Genomic DNA, 25226 nt, shown 5'->3' with positions numbered 1-25226 from the left:
GGTGCTGTCAGTCGGCCACGAAAGCCAGATGTGAGCCGCTGTCGAAGGCCTCTTCAGCCAGTGCCTTCAAAAGGCCCAGCACCTGGGTTTCCCCTTCTCCCCCAAACGGAGTCAGGAAGGCGAGCTCCCCGGCCAGTTTTTGCAGTTGCCGCCGTTCTATCAACACATCCGCTTCGGCGCCCTGTTGATGCCGCCAGATACGCCAGAGCAATGGGCAGAAGTCCCGATACCGCTCCACCAGCGGGTAGAGAAGTGCCCAGTCTGCGTCTTCCAATACCGGTAGCGATTGGGCACTGTCCGCTGCTGAAAGCGTATCCCCGTCAAGCTGGGGCCTGTCTGTCAATACGATGTCTCTCGCCATAGCTAACGCGGAAACGGGGTTCCCGCGCCTCCTCTAACTGGTTACTGGCGACAACCCGCCGCGTTTTCCGGGAACTGTGTTACCACAACCCCGCTATTCGGATCTATTACCACTCTCGCCCAGGTTTCGCCGCGCGTGCCGATAGCAGCCCCCATATCCTTGTCGTAGCATATACGGCCATCCGGCTGTATTGTGCGTCGGTCCGGAGCGACCTGGACAGTTTCACACAGCCCCTGCCCGCCAGCGAGGCCATTGCAATAGCCGGTGGCCTGCGCAAATTTACTTTTACCGGGATAGGTACCCGGATTACAGTGACGCGGCTCCACATGTGCAAAGCTTTGCGAGGTATATCGGCATCCCGGATTCGCCGGTGTGACGCTTTCCAGGGTGCAGGCAGAGAGAAAAGAGATGGCCAATATCATCGACACAAAAGCGGTTATCGTTTTCATGGAAAATTCCTTGAAGATGTTTTCTGAAAAAAGGTTGAAATCTACCAACCCTCAATAATCCTAAACTCGATGATTTTTCGGAGTTAGCGATTTCGCTTGCATACAGGAAAAATCAAAATGATCTTCTTGCAATCATGAAAACGATCATTTCTTTTACACTAAAAAAACCGCATCACGGAAGCAAAGTGACACGGTAAAGGGGGAGTGGAAACTGGAAAGGAAATTACTGGTGAGGCTCGAGAAATGCCAAAAGGGAAAGCAGCGAGTGGCGTGCGGTCTCGGGAAGCCGCCGCAGCCGCTCAATCAGCGCGTATTCACCGTCGCCCACCGAACGCTGTCGATGCTGGTCCATCGTGCCGTGTCCACTCAACAACCAGTCCAGCGAGATATCCAGTGCCCGGCACAACCTGATCGCATTGTCCGTGGATATGGAGGACCCCCGGCGCCAGCGGCTGATGCAGCTCTCGTCGACACCGATTTCCAGCGCCAGCGGATAGTTCTTTTGCACCTTGCGGGCTAGCAGGGCCTGGTCGAGGCGTCGCCCCATGGACTCACTACAGCCCCCCGGCGACGTCACCGCCAAGGGAAAAGGCGCGACCTTTCCTGCTGTCATTTCACTGCTACCCTCCTGCGTTTTCACCCTGCACCTCACCGACACTTGATGATGTAATTGACGTAGATATTGCGCGGTCGGGTTTCGCTGCTTGTGCACACCGTCTCGCCCTCCGGATCACCGCTGGCTGTCGGTTTCCCGGGCAGCTTTGCCTTGCCGCCCTGGAATTGCAGCGAACCGCTGCCCGCCGTAGCGAACTGGTAACTGTGCTGGTGATTCTGCAAAGCGTCTCCCTGCAGGGAGCCCACGCCGACATCGGTTTCGCCAGTAGCCGGTGATTTCCTCTGGCCCGCATCCGGGTCCACGCCGGCACCACTATCGGTGCAGCGCAGGAATAGACCGCGGTAGTCGGGCAACTGGAATACTGTCTCACCATCGCCACCGTAAAGGGTGCCGATCGCTGCAAACAGCATCGGAAAAGCGGCGATGGATACTTCGCGTCCGTTACAGAACATCCAACCCCACCGCTCCAGCCACATCACCGGCTGCAATCCAGTTGCACCGCTGTCGCCCTCGGACGAGTCCGCCACGCGACCGGCGTAGGGACAGACGATGCCCACAGGGACACCGGATAGCCACTCCGGTGCAAAGGGCGGTGGTGGAACCATTGGATAATCGATCATGACTCACCGCCTTCGAATACCGGCAACTGCTCCCCGTCCTGCAGCACTGTCATCTCTGTGGGCACAACCAGTTCCCAATCCTCCTGTGGCAGTTCCGGCGTCGGGATCTCCGCGGATTCCTTGAGGGCGTTGACCAACTCGACATAGCGCCTGTCCGCCCCGCCTTTCAACTGCGGGCAGAAAGTCGGCGTCAGCGGATCCGTACCGGCCCAGATCTGGCCGCTGGCGAGAAAGTACAGCAGACGGTAGGAAAACTCCGGCGTTACCGGCATCAGCACCCGGGCGGAACCCGCCTGCAGAAAAGCGCTTAGAAGCTGGTCGCCACCGCTGTAGTGCTGTTCGATGGCCGTGCCGAGATCGTCCTCGGTCTTGACGGTGAATGCGTAGGCCATGTCTTCCCATGCCAGCGCGCGGTCGAAAAACTGGACGTAACGCTGTCGACCGGCCGCGACATCGCCGCCCTCGCCCGTCTGGTGTCGGGCCCGCTGCAACAGCTGCCGGACTATGTCGCGGCGCAACGCTGTGCGCACCGTCTGTCGCACCTTGTCGGGGGACACCCGGCTCGCGCCGGACCAGCTGGAAACCGTTGCATAGTAGCGCTCACGCTGGCGTTCACAACCGGCGGAGATGGCTTTATAGGTGGCCAATTTCCAGCGCTCCAGGGCCTCGTCTGTCAGCGTTGCGGCAACCTCGACTACAACGCTATAGCTGCCGTCGATGCCGGCACCTTTGCCCCCGCCGGCAGAGAGCACCGCTACCGGCACCGACTCGCGCTCACCGCCAAGCTCCAGGGTTTCAGTGTCGCTTCCCGGGCCGGAATAACGGCAGGCGCACTGTCCGACCGCTACCTCCAGCTCCAGGCCGGATGCACCCGGCGCCGGTGTTACGGCCACATGCGCAGAGTGGGCGCTGTATCCCGGCGCCACCGCCACTGACTGGCCATGGAGCGGTTCTCCCCCGAGAAAGGTAACGCTACTGTGGGCGTGCGGCGCCGGCGGAGGTTCCAGTTCCACCACCCCATACTGCGCCGCCAGCGTCGCATAGTAGGCATCGGAATCCGGATCGGTGGAGATATCCTGGAAGGTATGCACACCGGCATCCGCCAACGGCGGCGGCTCGCTGAGCGACAATCCGCGCAAACTGAATGCCCCGGCGATGGTGCCACTGGCCGGGTTGCGGACAGAAAATTCCAGCACCAGGTGTCGCCCCAGGTCCTCGGTCCAGCAGCGGTAAACCTTGTTCACCCAGCGGTAAACAGCGCGCAGATTGGTGTCCAGCCCGGCGGCGTCGATACGTCGCAGTGTCTGTCTTTCATCCCGGTGTACCGTGGCACTGCTGCGCTGCCACTGCAGGCGGCGCTCGAGGGAGCTGGCGGCGCGCTGTGTCAGGCGTCGCGCGGCCCGGGTGGCCCGGTTGTCCAGCGTGCGCTGCGGTTCATCATTTTCCGGCTGTATGGTTTCATCCACGATCACCTGCAACTGGTTGGCCGGTGGGGCATACTGGCTCTCGTAGTGGTAGTGGAAGTTGTCCTTCTGGGTGTTCTGCGCCTCCAGCAACAGATTCCCCCGCCAACCGGACAGCTCGGTGTCAGAACCCTGTGTGCTGCTGTCCGAAAGCCGCTCCTCGGTACGGGACTCGTGTAGTGATGTTTCCGATGACTCCTTGAGCTCTCCGCGCATGACCGATTCGATACGGCTGACTTCACCAAGGCGATAACCCTGCAGACGCTGCCGCACCAGTTTCACATCGCCGATCGCGTACGGCACTATCGCGCTCTCTGTCGGCGCGGTCTCCGGGGACCCGGCCGGTGGCAGTGGAAAAATATCCCCCGGCAAAATCACCGTCGCCCGGATACCATCGAGCAGTCGCGGTGCCGACCAGTAGACTTCCTCCGCATTGCCCCCACCGGAATCACTCTCCGTGGCGACTATGCGGGATATCAAAGCGGCCGTCGCCAGGACCCGCGAGAGCTGGTCGCCCAGGCCCGGGTTAAAACCGGGCTGGCCCGCCAGCGCAATCAGGTTCTGCCAACACTGCTGCTCGCGCTTGCCATAGGCCTCGCCCTGCCAGTAACGGCAGAGATCCGCCCAGCTCATTTGCAGCGCCACCTCGGCCCGACGCTGGAAATCCTCCAGGTCCACCGGTGGCGACTGGCGCAATTCGCGGTTCAAGGCCGGCAACCCCGCCAGCGGTTCGCCCAGCCCGGAGATATCGCCCAGGTACCGACCCCTATAGGGCTCCCGGCCGGACAGGAACAGATCCACTTGAACGACCATGGCCCGCCGTCCCTCTTCCGCGGCTTCCAACATCGCGCGATAGAGACTGCCCTCTGGAGCCAGTTGCCCATCGTACTGGACGAAACGATCCCGCAGCTCTGCGGCACTGATCTCCGGCCACTGGGCCAGGTAAAGATAGGGAAACAGGTCCGACTCCGGCGGCGGTTCCACCACACCACTGCGAACAGGTTCCCCCGGTTCAGGTATGTGGGGTTGCGGCGGCTGGGGATACTCGGCGGAGAAAAGCAGTTCGTTCCTCGCCCTGCCCTCTACCGTTTCCAGGCGCGTGACTACAAGGGTTTCAGTGGCCTCGGCAAAGTGCATCTCGCCGTTGACGGCGAGACCTGTGCCACCGGACCCCTCTTGCCAGAAATGTAACGGATTGCTGTCTTCAGGCAGCGGCAGCGGCACCTGCACAATAGTTGCGCCCCGCCACTCCACCTTTACCCAGCTTTGCGCCGCTCCAGCATAGCGCCAGGAGAAGCCGACGCCGGCAATCTCCCGCTGTCCACTGTACTCGCCCATGATTGTGCTCCTATGGCGATGTCACGTGTATTCCGCGTGCGCCCACATTGACCTGGGTCGGCCGTTCGATATACCGAGTCCAGCCATCATTGTGGTCGAATACCGTATAGAAGACACAGGCCCGGGTGATGGGTGAATTCCCCACACCTGCTATCAGGTCGAGCAGATTGATATCGGCGTTGACACTCTCCGCATAGAAATCTGTTTTCAACTCGATATAAAATGTCTGCGTAGGAATTGGACAGCCATCCTGAGTCAGGTAGACAACACCGATATCTGCGCGGTTATCAAAGCCCGTATAAGGCAACTCGGTAAAAACCATGGCGGTTTCACCGGGGTCATTGGCCGCGATCCAATGGCTGATCAACCTGCTCATCACGGACTTTACTGTGTCTTCATTGAAATAGTTGTTGAGACCGAAATAACCACTGAAAGCATCGGCGCGGGTATTGAGATAGGCCGCGGTTTCCCCCGCCAGGTTTTCTTCCACGTAATGGCTCATGGTTGCAAAAGTCATTGCAGTAATCCTCACTTGAAGCGCCCCCGCTCCGCGGGGGCTATCTCGCAATAGTTGGAACCGTCGCAGCGGGCCGGCAATCAGGCCTGGGCGAAGCTGCCGGTACTCGCGTTGTAGTTGGCCGTCAAATCGGTGGTAGAACCGCCGAAGGTCAGTGTCAGGCTTGGGCTGAAGATCTCGGTTACCACCATGCCGTCCTCAATGTTGTTATTCATGAAGACCTTGATGGTTTCGTAGGGGATGAAAGTGGCCACATGTTTACTCGGCACCCAGTCCGCATTGATCGGCTTGTTGGGATAGGCCGTCCCGTTAACCTGGACACTCTGCGCCAGGCCGAAAGTGAGGCCGCTGGCCTGGGCCAGCGGTGTCTGGTTGTCGACACCATACTGCCCTTCGCTCAACTGGCCGGAGGGGGCCGGGGTACCGAAGTTGCCGTTCTGGAAGGAGTACATCATCTGCTCCTGGGCCATTTCGTCGGACATCTTCTGGATGGTGGCGCCGCCCTGAACCTGGGTGGTAGAGGCGTAAAGCGCATAGTCTTCCTCCCAGGTCACTGTGTTGTTCTCGAACGGGTAGAAAGAAACCCAGGCAACTGGCTGGCCATTGGCAGACTGCTTGACCAGGGTGACCTTCTCACCGGCTTTATACAGTGTGTCCAGGTCCTGCTTGGGAAAATCGATGTTGAGTGTGTAAGTAGGCATTGGAAAAGTCCTGTCGTTAAAAGTGAATTACAACCCTGTCCCGGGCTGACAGGAGTCTCTATCTCAAATTGCATGCCAACTTTTTATTCCAATAAAAACAACCACTTACAACAGATTTAAAAACAGGGAACAGCGTCGGCGATGTCGCTGTCGGCAGTCCCGACACCACCGACACTCGCGGCACGGTCTTGCCACAGGCACAAGTGACACGGTTATAATCCCATCGGTAAATAGCATTTCACTTCACACAACAATAAATGCCCACAGGCACTGGCCGATTAATTTTCAGTTAAACTGGCCCGAACTAAGGCAGGAGGAAAAATGTCTGAAACCGACCCTCTCGGCAGCACCGCTCCCGACTACACCATCGACGTCAATTTCAATCAGCGGTCACTGGAACTGGAATTCTCGGCCCAGTACCTGCCGATACTCGCCGGCAGCAATATCCTGCTGCGGTTCAATAAACTGCCCAGCGGCTGGTCACCGATGGTGGAGTTTCGCAACGAGGATGGCCGCATCGCCGTATCCGAGGGCCCTTTCGAACAGGTCATGGTAGGAAGAAACCAGATACTTGCCGTCAACGCTCATTCCGATATTGCCCATTTCCAGATTCGGGCATTGATCCAACGGGGGTTTGGCATTCACAGCGAGAGCGATGCCTCGGTAATATTCGCTCCCTGGACACCATTCAAGCTGAGTCACGATACGGAAAAGGAGCGGTTGATAACGGTAGAGGTGACAGAGGGAAAGGATGGCCTCGAGGTACACCCGAAACAGATTGCAATCCACGGCGGTATGCGGGTGCGCTGGGATTTCAGTGCCGTGGCCGGGAAGCACCACCAGCCCATGGTGGCCTACGGGCGGCCCTTCCTGGAAGAGAAGCCCGTCGACACCCAGGAATTCTTCGGTCCCCACGAGAATTTTGTCTACCGAAGCAATACCTCGGTGGAAGGCAATGGCAATAACGGTATCAAGGGAATATACCGCTATGAGGTCTACCTGATCGACATCCGTACCCGGGCGATAGTGGTTCGGTCCAGTGCAGATCCCCAGACGGATAATGAGGGAGACGTTATGGACCCACAATGAGCCTCTAAACTCTACAATCACTTCCCCACGACAAAAAAGGATAGTTACCATGAAAACCGAACATCATATCAAACCAGGCTCGCAGACGGACAGTAAGAGGAATGTTATATAGTCGTAACATTTAGAATATTCTTCATTAAAGAAGCCCCTCTTCCTCCAACAACGCAGGAAGCGGGGTCCCAGAAAAGACTGGGAGATTGAACCATCGATTATCCATCCCTCCGCGCAACGCGGCTCGAGCATTAATCAGGGCGGACTTACTCTCACCCGCCAACGCATAGACCAAAGCCGCCTGGTAAGCGATCTCCGGATCGTTAGGCGAATGCACAAGCGCCTCCAGCACACGTTCTACTGCATCATCAAACTCTCCCAAATGCGCCAAACACTGGGCCTCCCTCACTATATCAACGGCATCCCGATAACTTTTCCTCTGTTTATCCTCGAGGATTTCCCGATATAAACGAACCGCTTCCAACCTGTTCCCCACAGCCATTTCAGCATCGGCGAGATTGATTATTACAACAGGGCTGTCCGGTTCTATATCATAGGCTTTCAGAAAGCTCTCTCTGGCAGCTTGGACTTCCCCTTTTAGCATATAAGCCAATCCGAGGTTAACCAGATAACTTCGATGCTGTTTTCTCTCAAGAAGTCCATCGTAGATATGAATGGCACGGTTCACGTCACCAAACAACAGCTCAGCCAAACCCAGCTGGCCCAATGCGAGTGTATTCCCAGGAGTCATATCGAGAACTTCTGATATATACCTCCTTGCCGAAACCAGATCTCCAACACGAATAGCAACGGCGGCCGCTCGATACTTTGCCCTCCATGACATCGGCAGAGAACTGGCAGCTTCATTAATAAATTTAAGAGCCAATTTCAATTCGCCTCTATGTTCGGCGACCTGTGCTCTTGCAACCAAGACTCTCGGACTGCCCGGAGAGTGGTCATTTAACTCCTGCAATACTCTCTCAGCCTCACTCAAATCTCCAGAATCTATAGCCACATTCAATTTCTTCTTCATTATTAGTATTGAATTAGGATGATACCTTTCAAGCCTATATAAAATCCTTTTGGCGACTTCCACATAAGAATCATCCCCCGTATCGGAAAAGGCTGCATGTGAGAGGTCCACCGCCAGGACCTCAGCAGCGAGAAACCCCGGATTTTCGTCAACCAAATCCAAAAGCTTCTCCAGCAACCCCACCCTGTCACCAACGCCCCGATTCAGGGAGGAGTAAATCTCGACAAAGCGTTGGTAGCTCTCTTCAGAGAAAGACGAATAATCTACGGAGTCCGCAATATCGACGCCGCCATAAAGGGAAACCACCTGGGATATAACAGCATTGGCACTTTGCTCAAAGTGAGTGTCAGAAATATGAAACGAAGCCTGCTTCAACAAGGCTCCATCACTGGTTCGAACACGCTGAACCTTTACATTTGCCAGTGGATTTTCCGGCTGAACTTCAATGTAAATCCATTCATCGGAGCCCGCCAGCTTCGCCTGTTTCGCCAACCCCTGCCGCTCTACCGGAGGCTGATAAGACAGCACTGGGTGCACGGATGAAACCAGATTCAAACCGTCCACCGCACTGCTCCAGACAACGGAATCCAGCGCTGAAGCCACCCCCTTCCGGTACAACTCCGGCTGCGCAATATACACTCGCAACTGCCGGCTTGCCCCGCCCGGTTCAGAAAAGAAATACAGCAACACACCACAGGACAGGGCAAGCAGCAACAGCGGCCAACTGCGTCGGGGTCGTCTATGGAGTATCGAGCTTCTCAATGTGTGCTTCCGCTCCCGGCCGCGACAGAAAGCACTCAACTGCGACGCCACATCGCCCAGTGTCGCCGGGCGGCGCTGCGGGTCTTTCTCCAGCATTGTCAGCACCAGTCCGGACAGCGCGTCCGGCAGTCGCGCGCGCAGGATATCGATCCCCGCGGGAGGGCTGTTGAGCAGTGCGTTCAGGGTCGCCGCGGTGGTTTCGCGGGAGAAAGGCCGGTGCCCCGTGAACAATTCGAACAGTACGCAGCCGAGGGAAAAAATATCGCTACGGGAATCCAGGGACCGCCCCAACAGCAACTCCGGAGGCATATAGGGAATGGTTCCGGCGAGCTTTTGCAATTGGTCACCGCTCTGCGACAGGGTCTGCAGTGCATCGACTTGTCGCCAGCGCGCCAGGCCGAAGTCCAGGATTTTCACCCTGCCCTGGCGGTCGATCATGATATTGGCCGGCTTCAGGTCCGCATGTACCACACCGGATCGGTGGGCATGGTGCAATGCCTCTGCCAGCTCCAGCCCGATCTGCCGGGCCTGTTCCCGCGAAACGGCACCGACGGAGAGCAGCGAGGAAAGTGTGGCGCCGTGGACATACTCCATGGCGATACAGGGACCATCGGCGACAAAGCCGTAGATGGTAACGATACCGGGATGCTGAAGTGAGGAGACGACCCGCGCTTCTCGAATCAATCGGTCGACGCAGTTCGCACTCGGTGCCGACAGGTATTTCAGAGCGACATCGCGCTCGAGCAAGCGGTCATGCGCACGGTAAACCACCCCCATGCCACCGCGGCCGACCTGTTCGACGATCCGGTAACCGGCCACGCTTGTCGGATGCACACCCTTCCCCCAAACATCGATTCGGTCCAGTATCGTATTCGACGTCAATTGCGGATATCAGAGCTCCCAAATTGTTCTCAGCAAGCATCGCCCGCAGGGCATCGTGGCTCCCTATTCAGTATTCAGGGGCGGCAACGCCACTGTGGACGGACACTATTACCTGTCATTAATGCCGACCACTACACCAGCAGGAACACATCTTGGAACAGGAGCGCCACTATATCATAATCGCCATCGACCAGTTCTCAGGAGGAGTGCTGCAGTATGGCTGCCCGACAGGCCCCGGAAATGCCGGAAACCGAGGAAGATACACTGGAGCCGTCCCGCCGGCCGCCTCTGGAACACGAAATCCTGCAACCGCAAATCACCATTCTCTGGCACCCGGACCGCCACCTGATCGGGGCCACTGCACCGGTGCTGTGGAACAGTGCCGGCGCGTTCGAGCTATCCCGCTGGGCGCCGCTCTTCCAGCACCGCAATGAAGCCGGCTCTTCCCTTGGCGATCGGCGCATTTCCCGCAGTCCGCTGCTACTGAAGCGCCAGCCACAGGGTGCCATTTCGCTCGAACCGCCCTCCGCCTCAATGGCCGTGGAGATCAATGGATCCACTGCAAAGTGCACAGTCAGCCTGTCCCGGGACTCGCTGCGCTCGGGCGCGACCATCTGCCTCAGCCGCCGGGTAGGCCTGTGCCTGCACCTGTCTCCTCCCCGCGGCCAACGGGAAGACGACCGCCTGGGGCTTGTCGGCAGCAGCCGCTGTATGGCGCAGCTGCGCCAGCAGATACGGCAGGTGGCTCCCACCAACGCCAGCGTACTGATCCGCGGGGAGACCGGTACCGGCAAGGAGCTGGTGGCCCGCGCGGTCCACAGCCTCAGCCGGCGCGCCGAACGGGAAATGGTATCGATCAACATGGCGACTCTCGGCGGCGAGTTGGCCGCCGCTGAACTGTTCGGCGCCCGCCAGGGTGCCTATACCGGAGCCCGCAACAACCGCCCCGGACTGATCCGGGAAGCCCATGGCTCCACGTTTTTCATGGATGAGATAGGGGATACCTCGCCATCGGTACAGGTGATGCTGTTGCGGGTACTGGAGGAGGGTCGCCTGCGGTCGCTGGGGGACAGCCGCGACCAGCCAGTGGACGTGCGCTTTGTCGCCGCTACGGACCGCGCACTGGAAGCGGATGCGGAGCGACCTTTCAACCAACCCCTGCGGCGGCGCCTGGAAACATTCGTGCTGCAACTACCGGCGCTGCGCGAACGACGCGAAGATTTCGGCGAGCTGTTCCTGGCTTTCCTCACCGAAGCGGAAAACGAATTCGATCGCGCGCTCCGGGTTCCCGCCGATCTGGTCTGTACCCTGGCAGCCGGCGATTGGCCCGGCAATGTGCGCGAGCTGCGCAACCTTGTCACACGGCTGGCGATCAATGCCGGCGCCGACGGCGAACTGCCCTGGAATGGCTTCCCGGCCGACCACTACCACCCCGCAACCGCGGAAACGGCAGCGCCTTCCGCTCCGCGACCCCGGGGCCCCCGCTACCGGGATCCGGCCACAGTCAATGACAGCGACCTGCTGCGGGCCATGAATGAAAACAGCTGGCGCGTGATGCCCGCGGCCCGGGCCCTGGGGGTCTCGCGTACCTCGATGTACGCGCTGCTCGAACAAAGCGATACGATCAGGCAGACACAGCAGATTTCCGGCGATGAGATCCGGGAAACCATGCGGCAGGGCCCGGACCTGGATGCCTGGGCGGCACAACTCAGGACACCCCGAGAAGCGCTGAAACGGCGCATCGGCGAAATGGAGCCAGGCGGGGAGTCCTGACCCGATGCGGGCCGGTACTCGTTCGGCCCTCCCCGATCAGTCCACTTTCACCCAGTGACCGTCGCGAAGTGCCACCTCGAAACGCGCCCACTGCTTGAGCGCCGCGCGCGAACAGAGCCCCGTGTCGTAGGCGCCGGCGCCGGCCACCACCTTGTAGATCACCAGGTCCCGGCCGATGTCGTCATCGCTGGAGTCATCCACTACCTGGCGAATGCTCCAGAGCCTGCCCAACTTGCCGTTGCTGTAGCAGTGACCGGCGACGATCTCCGCCGGGTGAACGATATTTTTTTCCGCGTGGCGCTTGGCCAGTTCCAGCAGGTCGGCGAGTCCCTCCGCGGTCACATCCACGTAGGAGTCGAGTTCCTGCATCGCCGCAGCAAAGTCTTCGTGGGTGAGTTCGTGTTCCCGGTCGACGGCGTCGGTGACCTCGGTTGTCGCGGTCCTGCGGTGCGCCAGGTGCGCGGGATAGCGGCGCCATCGGAACAGGTTGTTGAAGAGCAGTGCCACCGCCAGGATCGACAGCACATTGAGTCCTATCGGAAGCAGCAGGAAAAGGTAACCGAGTGTTCCCGCATCGGCGCCGATCACGGCCGTCAGTGCGGTGGCGCCACCCGGCGGGTGGATGCAGCGCAGGTAGTACATGGCCCCGACGGCGAGACCGACGGCCAGGCCCGCGGTCATAAACCCGGCCGGCAGCCACTGTTGGCAGGCCACACCGATGACTGCGGACACCAGATGCCCGCCGACCAGCGCCCACGGCTGCGACAGGGCACCGTGGGGTACCGCAAACAGCAGCACCGCACTCGCGCCCATGGAGGCGATGACAAAATATCCGGTCTGCACATCGACAAACTGCAGGGTAACGGCCAGGAAGCTGACCCAGGCCACGCCGGTGATCGCGATCGCGGCACCGAGCGCGGACAGCAGTTTCTCCCGGTGGCTGGTGGTATTGCGTTCGAAACCTATCAGCAGGGCAAATTCTTCGAGCGGGGATCTGGCGTTCATCGCATGCGCTGTCGGGAAAACGGGGCAGCGATGGTATTGAGTATTCGCCCCGACTTCAAACCCCCAGCCGTCTATCAGGCTATCGAGGCGGCGGTATAGGCCACGCGATTGCGACCGTCGCGCTTGGCCCGGTACAGCCAGCAATCGGCCTCACAGATCAGCTCGTCCAGGGTCAACTGCTGTTCGAGCTGGGCCACACCGAAACTGGCGGACACGCCGATACGGTCCTCTCCCCAACTGAACGGGTAGCGCTCGACCGCCTGGCGTATCCGCTCGCAGAACGCATGGGCCTTATCCAGGCCGGTCTCGGGCAGCAGCAACACAAACTCCTCTCCGCCCCAGCGCGCCACCAGGTCGCCCTCGCGACAGCTGTCGGCCAACAGCTGCGCCACCTCGATCAGGATCCGGTCGCCGGCCTGGTGACCGTAGCGGTCGTTGATGTGCTTGAAGTGATCGATATCCAGCATGATGGCACTCAGCGGACGGCCGTAGCGCACCGCGGTACTCCAGAGCCCTGCCGCATCGTGGGAGAAAGCGCGCCGGTTGGGTACGCCAGTCAGGATGTCGATACGCGAGAGCTGCTCCGCCGCGCGGCGCGCCTGTTCCTGCTGCCGGAAGCGGCTGGCGAGCGCCAGCGACAGCAACGTCGCCTCCAGGGCCAGGCCAAACTCCACCCCGTGGAAAGTCAGGCGATTGACCGGCAGGAATCCCCACACCGCGAACAGGCTCAGAGCCACACCCAACATGCTGCAGACGGCTGCGCTGAGGAAATAGTACCCGGCCCGCTCCCCGTGGCTGATGGTCAGCCAGCCGAGCCAGACCATGCCAACGGTGAAAACCGCCAGGAAATTGAACGCGATAAATACCAGGGCCAGGTGATTTCCGGCCAGGATGCTCACCACCGCCAGTCCTATCGCCCCCAGGGATCCCCAGGTGACCCATTGGCGGGCCCGGGGTGCATGGAGTTCCAGTCGCAGGAAGCGCCCGGCAAACAGAAAGCCCGCGCTGCCAAACAGCACCATCATCGACATGATCGAATAGCGCTGGATATCCAGTTGCTGCGGCCACAGCCACTGCTGCGCGTGGCCGGTATAAGTCAGGCTCAACAGGATAAAACTGAGCAGGTAGAGGGCGTAATAGAGATTGCTGCGATCGCGCAGGCCGAAGTACAGCACGGTGTTGTAGCAGATAAACGCGAGCAGGAAACCGTATAGCAGTCCGTGACGATAGTAGGCCTGCCGTTCTTTGTCGCGCAGCTGTTCGCCGGACAGCAGGGAGACGGAAAGCACCATCGGTTCGGGCGTTTCCACGCGCAGCAGGAGATCGCCGCCACCGGGCTGCAGGTCCAGCGGCACCGCAAAACCGACGCCGGGCAACACCGGGAATGAATGCTCGACATCATCGCCGACAAGCCATTGCCGTTGCAGCGTGCCATCGCGCACCAGGTAGATATCGAGACGATCGAGCCAGGTCTTGCCGATGGTGAGGTAACGCTGCTCGGTCTGTGCCTCGGGATTATCAATCGCCAGGTGGTACCAGATCGGCCGCTCGCCGAGCCCGAACCCCGGCACGGCGCGATCTATCCCGATAAATTTTCCCGCCTGCAGCGCGCCCAGAACCCGATCCAGGTCCAGCCGGTCCCGCCCCTCCTGCAGATAGCCGGCCCGCTTGCCCAGGGGACCGGCACTGTTCTCGGCAAGGGAATAGGTTTCTGTGGACGCGGCGCCGGGCACAGCACCACCGGCCATCAGGGGGAGAATCCCGAGCAGCAGCCAGAGTGCCGCCAGCAAAAGCGTGCGGCCGGTACCTACCGCAACTGAATTACGCAATCCGGTTAGCCTCGATTGGCTCGGAAGCGGTTTCCCGCAATCGACTGTCCGGCGTCAGGGAACCGGGCGCTTATCCGGGGGAAACCAGCTTCGCTTTTGTCGGGACTTGATAGTCGCCTGAATGGGTTGTAACCGATATTTTTATTTTCAGAAATTATCGCCTGAAACAGGGCGGACCGGCATTCCAGCGCGGGCCGCTTTTCATCCAAAAGCAGTTTAAAACGGTATAAAGAAATTGGTTAATAAATTGACACAAAAAACCTCACTTTATACCTCCATGGTTCTCCACCCGAACCACAAGAAAAAATAATCGATTATTGGATAGCTACAAAGGGCTATCCAGTGCCTGTCACACTCCAACAACCCTGTCCGGCAGGCACAGAAGATCCCCAAGCCACTGCCGGAAACAGCTGTCCCGAAAGTGGCAACGCCCACAAACATAAACTGGAGTTATTTGAGTCGGGACATGGGATCCAGTGCCAACTGGCGTCCCATCCTCTCCAGGAGACGAGCGACGTATTCAGCCACTCGCCACCACCCATCGACACAGGCGGGCTTCCCTGTAGAATCGGCGCACTGGCTGCCGCTATCGATACAATCTGGCATGTTTGCTCTCCCAATTGATTCGAGCGTCATTTTCCCGCGGGCCAGCCGCCGGTGCGAACGATTCATAGTTAAGTGAACTATAAGAAGGACTTATGAGCAGAATTCTCAGCCACCTCGGCGCACTGCGCTGTGTCGAGGCCGCCGCACGCCACCAGAGTTACACCCGGGCCGCCGGCGAGCTGTCTGTATCCCAGGCCGCGGTCAGCCAGCAGATCCGGCAGGTCGAGGATCTGCTGGGCGTGAAACTCTTTCTGCGCCGCGGGCGCAACATGGTGCCGACCGCCAAGGGAAAGGAACTGGCGGCGCAACTGGGCGCGGGTTTCCAGGCGATTGTCGATGGCGTGAATCGCATCCAGACGGAACCACTCGCCGGCACGCTCAATATCACCACCACCCAGTCCATGGCCACCATGCTGTTGATGCCCAACCTGTGGAAGTTCCACCAGCGGCATCCCGAGATCCCCCTGCGGGTAACGGTATCCGCCGAACTGGAGGATCTCAGGCACAGCGATATCGATATCGCCATCCGTTTCGGATTCCTGGAGCCATCGGAACTGCACCAGAAAATACTGTTCGAGGACGCCCGGGTCCCCCTCTGCTCACCGCAGTTGCTCGAGCATGTGGACCTGTCCTCCCCGGAAAACCTGCGCGACTGCTGGCTGGTGGACGCCGACTACAGAACCGGCTACGGCTGGCGGGCCTGGCTGGAAAGGGCCGGCCTGGATATCCCCGACGACGAGATCAAGTGGCTGCAGGTCAGCAATATGGATGTGGCCCTGAGCGTGGTGATGTCCGGACACGGGATTTTCCTCGGTTCCCCCACCCTGTCAAAGCAATCCGTTCGCGCCGGCACCCTGGTGCAACCCTTCCCGCAGCATATCGAGGGCGGTACCCGCTATAACCTGCTCTATGACGGCGCCTCGCCGCGCGTCGAGCGGATCCGGGCGTTCGAGTCGTGGCTGCTGGAACTGGTGCGGGAGACCTAACTCTCCTGGCGGGCCCCTAGTGGGCCGCCTGTAAAGTTCGGTAACAAAGGAGCACAGCCAAATCGCTCAGATCAAGGCGAGAAAGCGCTGGAATAGCAGCGTTATTTCAAGCTTTCTCAACGCAGGGCTGGGCGATTTGGCGAAGTGAACTGTTACCTAACTTTGCGAGCGGCCCACTAGCTGCAGATCCCTCAGCGCGCCGCCGGCACTCACTGCGACAAATGCCACCAGGCTGGCAATACCGGCCCACAACAGGGTCGTCAGCGGCGCCGCGTATTCGCTCAGGGCACCGGCCGCCAGCGCCCCCAGCGAGGCGGAACCGAACAGGGCCAACTGGTAGATGGAGATCAGGCGGCTGCGGTAGTCGTCGGGTGCCAGCAGCTGCACCACGGCGCGCCCCAGCGCCGCCGACGCCGCGGCCACCGCCCCCCAGCAGATACAGAGCAGCACCAGGCCGAAAGGCGTGGGGCCGAAACTGATTGCGATCAACAGCGCCGCGCTGTAGATCAGGCACATCAGGATTCCGCGCCCGGGCCTGTCGCCCTGCCCCCGGTGCAGCATCACCGCAGTGGCCACCACGGTGCCGCCGACAAAACCCAACTGCAGGGTCGCGTAGTAGCTGGCGCCGCGACCGTACTCCTCCGCCAGCAGCGGCAACACCACCAGGAAGACACCGATATGCACAAAGCCGTTAAAGGCCATCAGCGCCACCAGCTCGCGCAGCGCCGGGCGCCGCCAGGCCTCCGCCAGCCCTTCGCGGATCAGCACCAGTGGCAGCTTTCGATCCGTCGGGTGCCGGAGGCGCGGCTGTCGCAGCGAGTAGAAAAATGCGGCGGCCACCGCCAGTACCGCCATCTGGATCACCAGCAGCGGCCGCAATCCCCACTGGTCAAAGCGGCTCGCCAGCAGCATCCCCAGTGCCTGGCCACCGTACTGCGCCAGCATCATCCAGGTGACCGTCCGCTGGACCCCCGACTCGCTGGCGCGGCCGCCGTCGTCGCGGGCACTGCGCTGCACCAGGTTGTCCCGCGCCGGCTGCAGGAAGGCGGTGCAGACACCGAGGCTGACACCGTAGAGCAACAGCAGCGGCAGATCGGGGATGCGGTAGGAAAAGTACAGCAATAGCCCGCCGTGGCAGGCCGCCAGCCCCAGGCAGGCCAGCGCCGCCACGGCGGCGGCATCCCGACGGTCGGCCAGGGCGCCGCCAAACAGCAGGAACAGCAGGTTCGGCAGCAGCACCGATGCCTGCACCCACCCCAGGTGCAGCGCCGGCAGGTCGACCACCGTGACGGCAATCCACGGCAACAGGATCACCTGCAGGCCGGTGGCCAGCGAGGTGCCGCTGTAGCCGAGCAGGAACGTCTTCAGGCGATTACCGGAGATCAAGGATCGAGAACCCAATAGTGAACATTCAACGACAAATCCCCCGATGCGGGGATCCTATTTTCGCCAGCACTTTCAAAACCGTTATTTGATTTTTGACAGCTGGAACCTGTTGAGGAGCCTCCGCAACTGTTTTTCCGCCGCCGGGTCGTCGCCGTAGGCGGCCTTTTCGAAGGCGGCGGTGATACGCGCGGCCATGGGCCCGAGTTGCGGCCGCTGCTCGCGGACGCGGCGGGCAAAATCCCGCGGGGTCTCCCCCGGGCGGCGCTCCAGGCCGGCGCGCGCCAGGCGGCGGCAGAACCTGCGGTAGAGGCGGCTGGACAGTGGCGCCCGCCTGCCGCGGCCACTCCACCACAGCCACACCAGTACGCCGAGCAATACCGCCGCCAACGGCAACAGCAACAGGATCGCCAGCCGCAGTGGCGAAATCTCCCCCAGCAGCTGCTGCAATACATCCTCCTGCTGTTCGCTGTCGAAACCGATCACCGCCCGATACCAGCGGTAGTTGATCATGTCCCACTCGAGCCGCAGCTGCTTGAGAAAGGAAATCCGGTGCAGGGGCAGCAGTGAGTCCTGCATGAACTCGTCCGCCGCGGCCCTCTGCAGGCCCTCGCGAATCCGTTCCGGCGATACCGCGGCGGTGGGATCCACACGCTGCCAGCCGCGCTCGCGGGTCCAGATCTCCGCCCAGGCGTGGGCATCGTACTGGCGCACCAGCAGGTATTCCTCCTGCGCGACCCACTCGCCGCCCTGGTAACCGGCCACCACCCGCGCCGGGACACCGGCGGCGCGCATGGCGAAGACATAGCTGCCGGCAAAGTGTTCACAGAACCCCTGCTGGGTGCCGAACAGGAATTCATCCACCGTGTCGCCCCCGAGCGCCGGCGGCTTCAGGGTGTAGACAAAACTGCGGTTGTAGAACTGCAGTATGCGCCTGGAGATCCCCTCCGCGTCCAGCCCGGAGTCGCGGAAAGAAGCGGCCCAGCGACGGGTGCGCTCGTTGCCGCCGGGCGGCAGTTGCAGGTTGCGGCGGCGCTCGAAATCGGTGAGGGGCGCAACATCGCTGAAGGTCTCCCGCGGCCAGGAGCGCACTTCGTAAGCGAAGCGGCTGTAGACCGGCTTGCGTTTCAGCAGCCTGTCGTCGGCGGTTTCACCGACACCGTCGGTGGTGGAATCGGGGCGGGCCATGGCGAACAGCCAGGGGCTGTTGGTGGCCTCCTGGATCACGCGATAGCGATAGCGCGGGCCCACTTCCGGCAGCGCGCGCCCGGATGCGCGCCAGTAGACCCGGCCGCCCTCGCGGTGATCCACACCCGTGCCCTGGCTCCAGCGGCGGCCGTCGAAATCGGAGTAGACCAGGCCGCGCCAGTAGCGCTGCTCCGGCGGCGGCACCGGGCCGTCAAAGGCGATCCGCAGCGCCGGGTCGTCGGACTGGGACAGCTCGGAAAAATCGCCGGGGCTCATGGAATCACTGATGCCGGTGCTGGCGCCATCGCTGTTCTGCGGCACCGCCCACAGGGGCCCCAGGCGCGGCGCTGCGATAAACAGCACCACCATCAGCGGCACCGCCTGCGCCAGCAGTCGCACCGACAGGCCCAGGGCGCGGCGCGGCCCGGCGCTATGACTGCCCATCTGCGCCGCCAGTGCGGCGGTGATGATCAGTACACAGGCAACCCCGTAGACGGCATAGGGGATCGTCTGCTCGAACACGAACAGGGTCGCGGCGACAAAATAGGACAACAGCAGGCTCAGGAAGGCATCGCGCCGGTTGGCCAGCTCCAGGTTCTTCAACGTAAAGGAGACCGCCAGTAGCGCCACCATCGGCTCCAGAGCGAACCACTGGCGGTAGGACAACGCCAGCCCGGCCACCGACAGCAGCACTGCCAGCAGTTTGACCTGGCGCCCGGGCAGGTCGCGGCGGCCGCGGAACACCTCGAGACGCCAGTAGACGGCAAAGCCCCAGGCGCCGACGATCCACAGCGGCAGGATTGCAAACTGCGGCAACAGCGCCGCGAACTGGGCGGCAAAGATCCACAGCAGGCTCTCGCGGGGCAGGCGCTCAGACGATTCCATCTAGCCTCCCTGCACCGGGAACAGCGCCAGTGCCGACAGCACCCGCTTCTGGTGTGCGGGCCCCTGGGCCGGCTCGATGGTGGTACCCGGCAGCCGCAGGCCGTATGCGTATTGCGCCCGCTCCGCCTGCAGTGCCCAGTCGCAGAGATTGCCCAGGCGCGTCTCCACATCCCGCCCGGCGAGCAGGTCCCAGTCGAGCCACAGGCGCGTATCGGCACCGCTGTCGTAGCTCTTGCTGTAGAGATCGCGCCCGCCGGCGTACTGTTTCCAGGCCACATGGCGCAGGGAATCGCCCGGACGGTAGGGCTTGAGCGCCTCGAAATCGTCGCCGCCGCGAATGCGCTGGGTCGACTCCCCGTCCCCGGCAACCGCACCGATCGGCAGCGGGCCGGCGGGTTTCGGCTGCGGGTAGACGAGAAACTCGATATCCAGGTCCACCAGGCTCCAGCAGCAGAACAGCCCCAGCGGGAAGCCGCTCTCCACCCGCAACCGCGGCGCGCGCACGCGCCCCCGGCGCAGTACCGGCAGCGACACCGTCAAGCCGGCGCTGTCGCGGTCGATCAGGTCCAGCTCGGCGCCCTGCTCTCCGTCACCGCCCAGATCGCGCGGCCAGAATACCCGCAGACGCTCCCGCGCGCGCCGATCGCCGCGGCCGATATCCAGTTGCGCCTCGGCGTAGTCGCCGGCAAATGCCGGCTGCGTCTCCAGCAGTTGCAGGCGCACACCGGAGAGATTGGCGAAGGTGTGCACCGGCAACAGCACGAACAGGCTGAGTAACAGGAAGGCCAGGGCGAATACCAGGTTGTTCTCGTAGTTGGTGCCCAGCAGCCACAGCAGCAGGATCACCAGCAGAAAGGCGAGGCCGGCGCGGGTGGGCAGCACAAACAGCCTGCCGTGATCGAGGGTCACACGGCGCGCCGCCGGCGCGCGCCGATCCAGCCAGCGCTGCGTCATATCGCGCCAGCGATTGACCAGGGGCTGGACGGTGGAAAAAAAAGCCATGGATCAGGCCGCGATGACGTCGACCTGGTGCATCAGGCGCTCCACCAGTTGACTGCCGTCGCCCCCCTCACCCTGCAGCCGGTGGCCGGCCACCGTCGGCAGCACCGCCTGGATATCTTCCGGCAACAGGTGGCCGCGACCGTGGATCAGCGCCCAGGCGCGGGCCGCGTGCAGTAGTGCCAGGGCGCCGCGGGGCGACAGGCCGACGGCGCACTCGGGGCTCTGGCGGGTGTGCAGTACCAGGCGCTCGACATAATCCAGCAGGCTGTCGGAGGCCTTAACCTGCCCCACCAGGCCCTGCATCTTCTGCAGAGCGGCAATATCCACGCGCGGTTTCAGGCGTTGCAGCTGTGCGCGGGGATCCACGCCCTGGAACAGCGCCCGCTCCGCCTCGCGGGTCGGGTAACCGAGACTGATACGCATCAGGAAACGGTCCAGCTGCGATTCCGGCAGCGCGAAGGTGCCGGACTGGTGCAGCGGATTCTGGGTGGCGATCACAAAGAAGGGTTCCGGCAGGCGGCGGGTTTCGCCATCGATGCTGACCTGGCGCTCCTCCATCGCCTCCAGCAGCGCGCTCTGGGTCTTCGGCGAGGAGCGGTTGATCTCGTCCGCCAGCAGCAACTGGCTGAACACCGGCCCCTCGTGGAAACGGAACTCGCCGGAGTCCCGCTCGAAGATGGATACGCCGAGAATGTCCGCCGGCAGCATATCGCTGGTGAACTGCACCCGCTTGTAGGACAGCCCCAGCACCTGCGCCAGAGCGTGGGCCAGGGTGGTCTTGCCCATGCCGGGCAGGTCTTCGATCAACAGGTGTCCGCGGGACAGCAGGCAGGCGAGCGCCAGTTTGACCTGGTGCTCCTTGCCCAGGAGCACCTTGCCGATATCGGCGACGATGGCGGAAATAATCTTTTGCACGGCAAATCCATTACTGCTCGGTTTTTCTTGCTACCGGTCACCCGGCGGTTCTGCGGATGTCCCCGCAAGCTCCGTTTCCCGGCCGCCCTCCCGGAGGGAGAGGGAAGCCGGGAGAGGCAATAGGTAATCATAGGTGTTTGCCGCCGGGACTCCGCCGCCGGCATCACAAACGGCGCCGATTACAGCGATTCCAACCCTCGCGCCAGGTCCCCCTGCAGGTCCTCGACACTTTCCAGGCCCACGGAGACACGAATCAGGTTTTCCGTGATGCCGGCGCGCGCCTTGTCCTCCTCACTGAGGCGGCCGTGGGTGGTGGTGGCCGGGTGCACGATGGTGCTCTTGGCATCGCCGAGATTCGCGGTCACCGAGAAAATCCTGCAGGCGTCGATGACCTTCCAGGCGGCCTCGCGCCCGCCGCGCACACTGAAACTCAGCACACCGCCGAACATGTGTTGCTGCTCCGCCGCCAGCAGGTGGCCCGGATGCTTTGGCAGGCCGGCGTAATTCACCTTCTCCACCGCACCCTGTTCATCCAGCCACCAGGCCAGTGCCAGCGCATTGCGGGAGTGGGCCTCCATACGCAGGCGCAGTGTCTCCAGGCCCTTCAGGAAAACCCAGGCGTTGAACGGACTCATGCTCGGGCCGGCGGTGCGCAGGAAGATCACCAGTTCGTCCATGACCGCCTTCCTGCCCACGGCGACGCCGCCGACGCAGCGGCCCTGGCCATCCAGGTACTTGGTCGCCGAGTGCACCACGATATCCGCGCCCAGCGCCAGCGGGCGCTGCAGGGCCGGGGTACAGAAACAGTTATCCACCACCAGCTGCGCGCCAGCGCTGTGGGCCAGGTCCGCCAGCGCGCGGATATCCGCCACTTCGCACAGCGGGTTCGACGGCGTCTCCATAAACAGCAACTTCGTATCGCCGTCGAGGGCATCCTGCCACTGCTGCATATCGGTCAGGTCGACGAAGGCCACGCACACGCCGAACTTTTCCATATAGCGGGTAAACAGCGCGGTGGTGGTACCGAAGACGCTGCGCGAACAGATCACCTTGTCGCCGCTTTTCAGCAGCGCCATGCACAGGCTCAGGATCGCCGCCATACCGCTGGAAGTGGCCACGGCCGACTCGCCGCCCTCCATCGCCGCGATGCGCTGATCGAACATGCGCACCGTCGGGTTGGTGTAGCGGGAGTAGACATTGCCGGGGTTTTCACCGGAGAAACGCGCCGCGGCCTCGGCGGCGGAGGGGAATACGTAGCTGGAAGTGAGGAACAACGCCTCGGAGTGTTCGCCCTCTTCCGAACGCGTCTGCCCGGCGCGCACGGCCAGGGTTTCCAGGGAGTAGCCTTCGTCTTCGAACATAGTTTCAACGTGGAATGAAGAATAGTGATCCGGATGATGACGGATGGGGAGGAATTAATAAAGCGCCGGGAGGAAGTGAGGCTGGGGGAAATGGTCGGAACGAAGACACAATGTCGATGCAAAGGCCCCGATGCCGGGGGCCGTTCGGGAGGCGATTGCCGATGAGGCTGTTTACCGAACGGCCACCGGCAACGGGAGCGGCCCGGGGTCAACCAAAGGTACGGGGCTGCGACCGCGCCCTCCCCCAAGGGGAAAGGAGGCTATTCTTTCAACTCAAGTTTCGGGGTTCAGTTCAGGGCGCACCGTCCCGAGTCCCGAGTCCCGAGTCCCGAGTCCCGAGTCCCGAGTCCCGAGTCCCGAGTCCCGAGTCCCGAGTCCCGAGTCCCGACAGTATCAAAGCGAGCCCTGGTTGCTCTTGCCACTCTTGGCAGCGTCGTTGCGCTGGGCGTGGAGGTTTTCCAGGTATTCCTCATCGACATCGCCGGTAACGTAGTTGCCGTCGAAGACGGAACAGTCGAAGTGTTCGATCTTGTCGTTGCCCTCGGCGGAGCACTCCACCAGGTCTTCCAGGTCCTGGTAGATCAGCCAGTCGGCACCGATCTCCCTGCAGACCTCCTCGGTGGTGTGGCCGTGGGCCACCAGCTCCTGCGCGGACGGCATATCGATGCCGTAGACATTCGGATACTTCACCGCCGGCGCGGCGGAGGCGAAATAGACCTTGGCCGCACCCGCCTCGCGGGCCATCTGGATAATCTGCTTGCAGGTGGTACCGCGCACGATGGAGTCGTCCACCAGCAACACATTCTTGCCGCGGAACTCCAGCTCGATCGCATTCAGCTTCTGGCGCACGGACTTCTTGCGCTGCTTCTGGCCCGGCATGATGAAGGTGCGGCCGATATAGCGGTTCTTCACCATGCCCTCGCGGAACTTGACCCCCAGGCGGTGCGCCACCGTCTGCCCGGAGACACGGGCGGAATCGGGAATCGGGATCACCACGTCGATATCGTGATCCGGGCGCTCGCGCAGAATCTTCTCCGCCAGGTGCTCGCCCTGGCGCAGCCGCGCCTTGTGCACGGACACGCCGTCCATGATGGAGTCCGGGCGAGCGAAATAGACGTGCTCGAAAATACAGGGGTGCAACGACGGATTCTCCGCACACTGCTCCGCGTGCACGGTGCCATCCAGCTCGATATAGATCGCCTCGCCCGGCGCCACATCGCGCACCAGGGTATATCCGGCCACGCTCAGCGCCACGGATTCCGACGCCACCATATACTCGGTGCCCTTGTCGGTCTCGCGCTTGCCGTACACCAGCGGGCGGATACCGTGCGGATCGCGGAAGGCGACGATACCGTAACCGACGATCAGCGCCACGCAGGCGTAGCCGCCGCGCACCCGCTTGTGCACCGCGCGCATGGCGGTGAAGATATCCTCGGCCTCGGGCTTCAGCTTGTGCTGCTTGTGCAGTTCGTGGGCGAACACGTTCAGCAGCACTTCGGAATCGGAATCGGTATTGATATGGCGCAGGTCCTGCTGGAAGATTTCCTCCATCACCTCCTGCACGTTGGTGAGGTTGCCATTGTGGGCCATGGCGATGCCGTAGGGAGAGTTGACGTAGAAGGGCTGGGCCAGGGCCGGGCCGGAACTGCCAGCGGTGGGATAGCGCACATGGCCGATACCGAAATTGCCCTTCAGGCGCTCCATATGGCGCGCGCGGAACACATCGCGCACCAGGCCGGTGGCCTTCTGCTGGTTCAGGCGGTCCCTGTCGCAGGTGACGATGCCGGCGGCGTCCTGTCCGCGGTGTTGCAACAGCGTGAGCGCGTCGTACAACTGCAGGTTGACGTCACTCTTACCAACGATACCGACAATACCACACATAGTCTTGGCCCTACTGGTCGAGAGGGAGCGGCCACGCCGCCCCGTTAACACAATTCTTCAACCGGCGGAAAGTCACCGCCGCACCTCACTCCGAAGCGGTTCCCTGCACAAACAGATCCTTGATCGATTCCGCCAGCTGTCGCGCGCTGTCCTCGAAACTGAGGAAATGCGGGATCAGCGCCGAATCCTGCCACCAGCTGTCCTCCTCCACCGGCACCAGCGCCGGCGCCAGGATCAGTAGCGCCAGCACCACGATACAGCCGCGCAGCAGGCCGAACACCATCCCCAGCACCCGGTCGGTACCGGACAGGCCGGTGGCCTCGACAAACGCGGACAGGGTCATGTTCAGGCCGGCACCGGCCAGCAGCGTAAAGATAAACAGGATGGCAAAGGCCGCGATGGCCTGCAGTGACGGGGTGTCCACGAGCCTGGACAGCAGCGGCGCCAGCTCGTCGCGGAACATCATTGCGATCACGAAGGCCGCAACCCAGGTAAGGAGGGACAGGGTTTCGCGCACGAAACCGCGGCTGAGACCGATCAGCGTGGAAATGGCCACGATTGCCAGAATGGTCCAGTCAGCCCAGTTCATC

The 25226-nt window shown here is 61.8% G+C and carries 20 protein-coding genes; 3 read left to right on the top strand and 17 right to left on the bottom strand.

Features of this window, described 5'->3' with window-relative positions:
• Window positions 1-7: 7 nt before the first annotated feature.
• From MWN76_RS13065 to MWN76_RS13035, 7 genes are all read right to left on the bottom strand, one after another.
• Window positions 8-343 (bottom strand): hypothetical protein, encoded by a 336-nt coding sequence (locus MWN76_RS13065; RefSeq protein WP_250461878.1) that lies wholly within the window; start codon window positions 341-343, stop codon window positions 8-10.
• Between the two features lie 59 nt (window positions 344-402).
• A complete protein-coding gene (locus MWN76_RS13060; protein WP_250461877.1) occupies window positions 403-858 on the bottom strand; it encodes a hypothetical protein in 456 nt (151 codons plus the stop codon).
• A 175-nt stretch (window positions 859-1033) separates the two neighbouring features.
• Complete coding sequence (locus MWN76_RS13055; RefSeq protein ID WP_250461876.1) at window positions 1034-1423, bottom strand: helix-turn-helix domain-containing protein; 390 nt, start codon at window positions 1421-1423, stop codon at window positions 1034-1036.
• Between the two features lie 35 nt (window positions 1424-1458).
• Complete coding sequence (locus MWN76_RS13050; protein WP_250461875.1) at window positions 1459-2046, bottom strand: phage tail protein; 588 nt, start codon at window positions 2044-2046, stop codon at window positions 1459-1461.
• Window positions 2043-4847, bottom strand: coding sequence for a hypothetical protein (locus MWN76_RS13045; RefSeq protein WP_250461874.1), 2805 nt, complete (start codon window positions 4845-4847; stop codon window positions 2043-2045). The genes MWN76_RS13050 and MWN76_RS13045 overlap by 4 nt, the downstream gene beginning before the upstream one ends.
• 10 nt (window positions 4848-4857) lie before the next feature.
• Entirely contained in the window at window positions 4858-5364 is a 507-nt protein-coding gene (locus tag MWN76_RS13040) for a hypothetical protein (protein WP_250461873.1), read from the bottom strand.
• An 80-nt stretch (window positions 5365-5444) separates the two neighbouring features.
• A complete protein-coding gene (locus MWN76_RS13035; RefSeq protein WP_250461872.1) occupies window positions 5445-6065 on the bottom strand; it encodes a hypothetical protein in 621 nt (206 codons plus the stop codon).
• 321 nt (window positions 6066-6386) lie between these two features.
• Between MWN76_RS13035 and MWN76_RS13030 the strand changes: the two genes are divergently transcribed.
• Window positions 6387-7154: a hypothetical protein gene (locus tag MWN76_RS13030; RefSeq protein WP_250461871.1), complete on the top strand. Its 768-nt coding sequence runs from the start codon at window positions 6387-6389 to the stop codon at window positions 7152-7154.
• A gap of 136 nt (window positions 7155-7290) precedes the next feature.
• Here MWN76_RS13030 and MWN76_RS13025 read toward each other — a convergent pair whose 3' ends face one another.
• Window positions 7291-9774, bottom strand: a complete 2484-nt coding sequence (locus MWN76_RS13025; protein WP_250461870.1) for a protein kinase domain-containing protein — start codon at window positions 9772-9774, stop codon at window positions 7291-7293.
• A gap of 264 nt (window positions 9775-10038) precedes the next feature.
• Here MWN76_RS13025 and MWN76_RS13020 point away from each other — a divergent pair, with 264 nt between their 5' ends.
• The gene (locus MWN76_RS13020; protein ID WP_250461869.1) at window positions 10039-11595 is read left to right on the top strand and encodes a sigma 54-interacting transcriptional regulator; all 1557 of its coding nucleotides are present in this window, start codon (window positions 10039-10041) and stop codon (window positions 11593-11595) included.
• 36 nt (window positions 11596-11631) lie between these two features.
• On the opposite strand, the gene MWN76_RS13015 is transcribed toward MWN76_RS13020, so the two are convergent.
• Window positions 11632-12600 (bottom strand): HPP family protein, encoded by a 969-nt coding sequence (locus MWN76_RS13015; protein WP_250461868.1) that lies wholly within the window; start codon window positions 12598-12600, stop codon window positions 11632-11634.
• Between the two features lie 74 nt (window positions 12601-12674).
• Window positions 12675-14429 carry a sensor domain-containing diguanylate cyclase gene (locus MWN76_RS13010; protein WP_250461867.1) on the bottom strand — a complete coding sequence of 585 codons (1755 nt, stop codon included), beginning with the start codon at window positions 14427-14429 and terminating at the stop codon, window positions 12675-12677.
• Window positions 14430-15127: 698 nt separating this feature from the next.
• Here MWN76_RS13010 and MWN76_RS13005 point away from each other — a divergent pair.
• A complete protein-coding gene (locus MWN76_RS13005; RefSeq protein ID WP_250461866.1) occupies window positions 15128-16021 on the top strand; it encodes a LysR substrate-binding domain-containing protein in 894 nt (297 codons plus the stop codon).
• A 156-nt stretch (window positions 16022-16177) separates the two neighbouring features.
• Here the strand turns inward: MWN76_RS13005 and MWN76_RS13000 are convergent, their stop codons facing one another.
• The 7 genes from MWN76_RS13000 to MWN76_RS12970 form a co-directional block, all read right to left on the bottom strand.
• Window positions 16178-17407, bottom strand: coding sequence for an MFS transporter (locus MWN76_RS13000; protein WP_250461865.1), 1230 nt, complete (start codon window positions 17405-17407; stop codon window positions 16178-16180).
• A gap of 81 nt (window positions 17408-17488) precedes the next feature.
• Complete coding sequence (locus MWN76_RS12995; RefSeq protein WP_250461864.1) at window positions 17489-19477, bottom strand: transglutaminase TgpA family protein; 1989 nt, start codon at window positions 19475-19477, stop codon at window positions 17489-17491.
• The gene (locus MWN76_RS12990) at window positions 19478-20479 is read right to left on the bottom strand and encodes a DUF58 domain-containing protein (RefSeq protein WP_250461863.1); all 1002 of its coding nucleotides are present in this window, start codon (window positions 20477-20479) and stop codon (window positions 19478-19480) included. It abuts the gene before it with no gap.
• Window positions 20480-20482: 3 nt separating this feature from the next.
• Window positions 20483-21394: an AAA family ATPase gene (locus MWN76_RS12985; RefSeq protein WP_250461862.1), complete on the bottom strand. Its 912-nt coding sequence runs from the start codon at window positions 21392-21394 to the stop codon at window positions 20483-20485.
• A 179-nt stretch (window positions 21395-21573) separates the two neighbouring features.
• Entirely contained in the window at window positions 21574-22755 is a 1182-nt protein-coding gene (locus MWN76_RS12980) for an O-succinylhomoserine sulfhydrylase (protein ID WP_250461861.1), read from the bottom strand.
• A 393-nt stretch (window positions 22756-23148) separates the two neighbouring features.
• Window positions 23149-24636: an amidophosphoribosyltransferase gene (gene purF / locus MWN76_RS12975; protein ID WP_250461860.1), complete on the bottom strand. Its 1488-nt coding sequence runs from the start codon at window positions 24634-24636 to the stop codon at window positions 23149-23151.
• 85 nt (window positions 24637-24721) lie between these two features.
• Window positions 24722-25225, bottom strand: a complete 504-nt coding sequence (locus tag MWN76_RS12970) for a CvpA family protein (protein WP_250461859.1) — start codon at window positions 25223-25225, stop codon at window positions 24722-24724.
• Window position 25226 lies beyond the last annotated feature (1 nt).

The sequence above is a fragment of the Microbulbifer litoralis genome, assembly GCF_023634065.1.
Taxonomy (GTDB): Bacteria; Pseudomonadota; Gammaproteobacteria; order Pseudomonadales; family Cellvibrionaceae; genus Microbulbifer; species Microbulbifer litoralis.
This window is presented reverse-complemented; position numbering and strand designations above follow the sequence as displayed.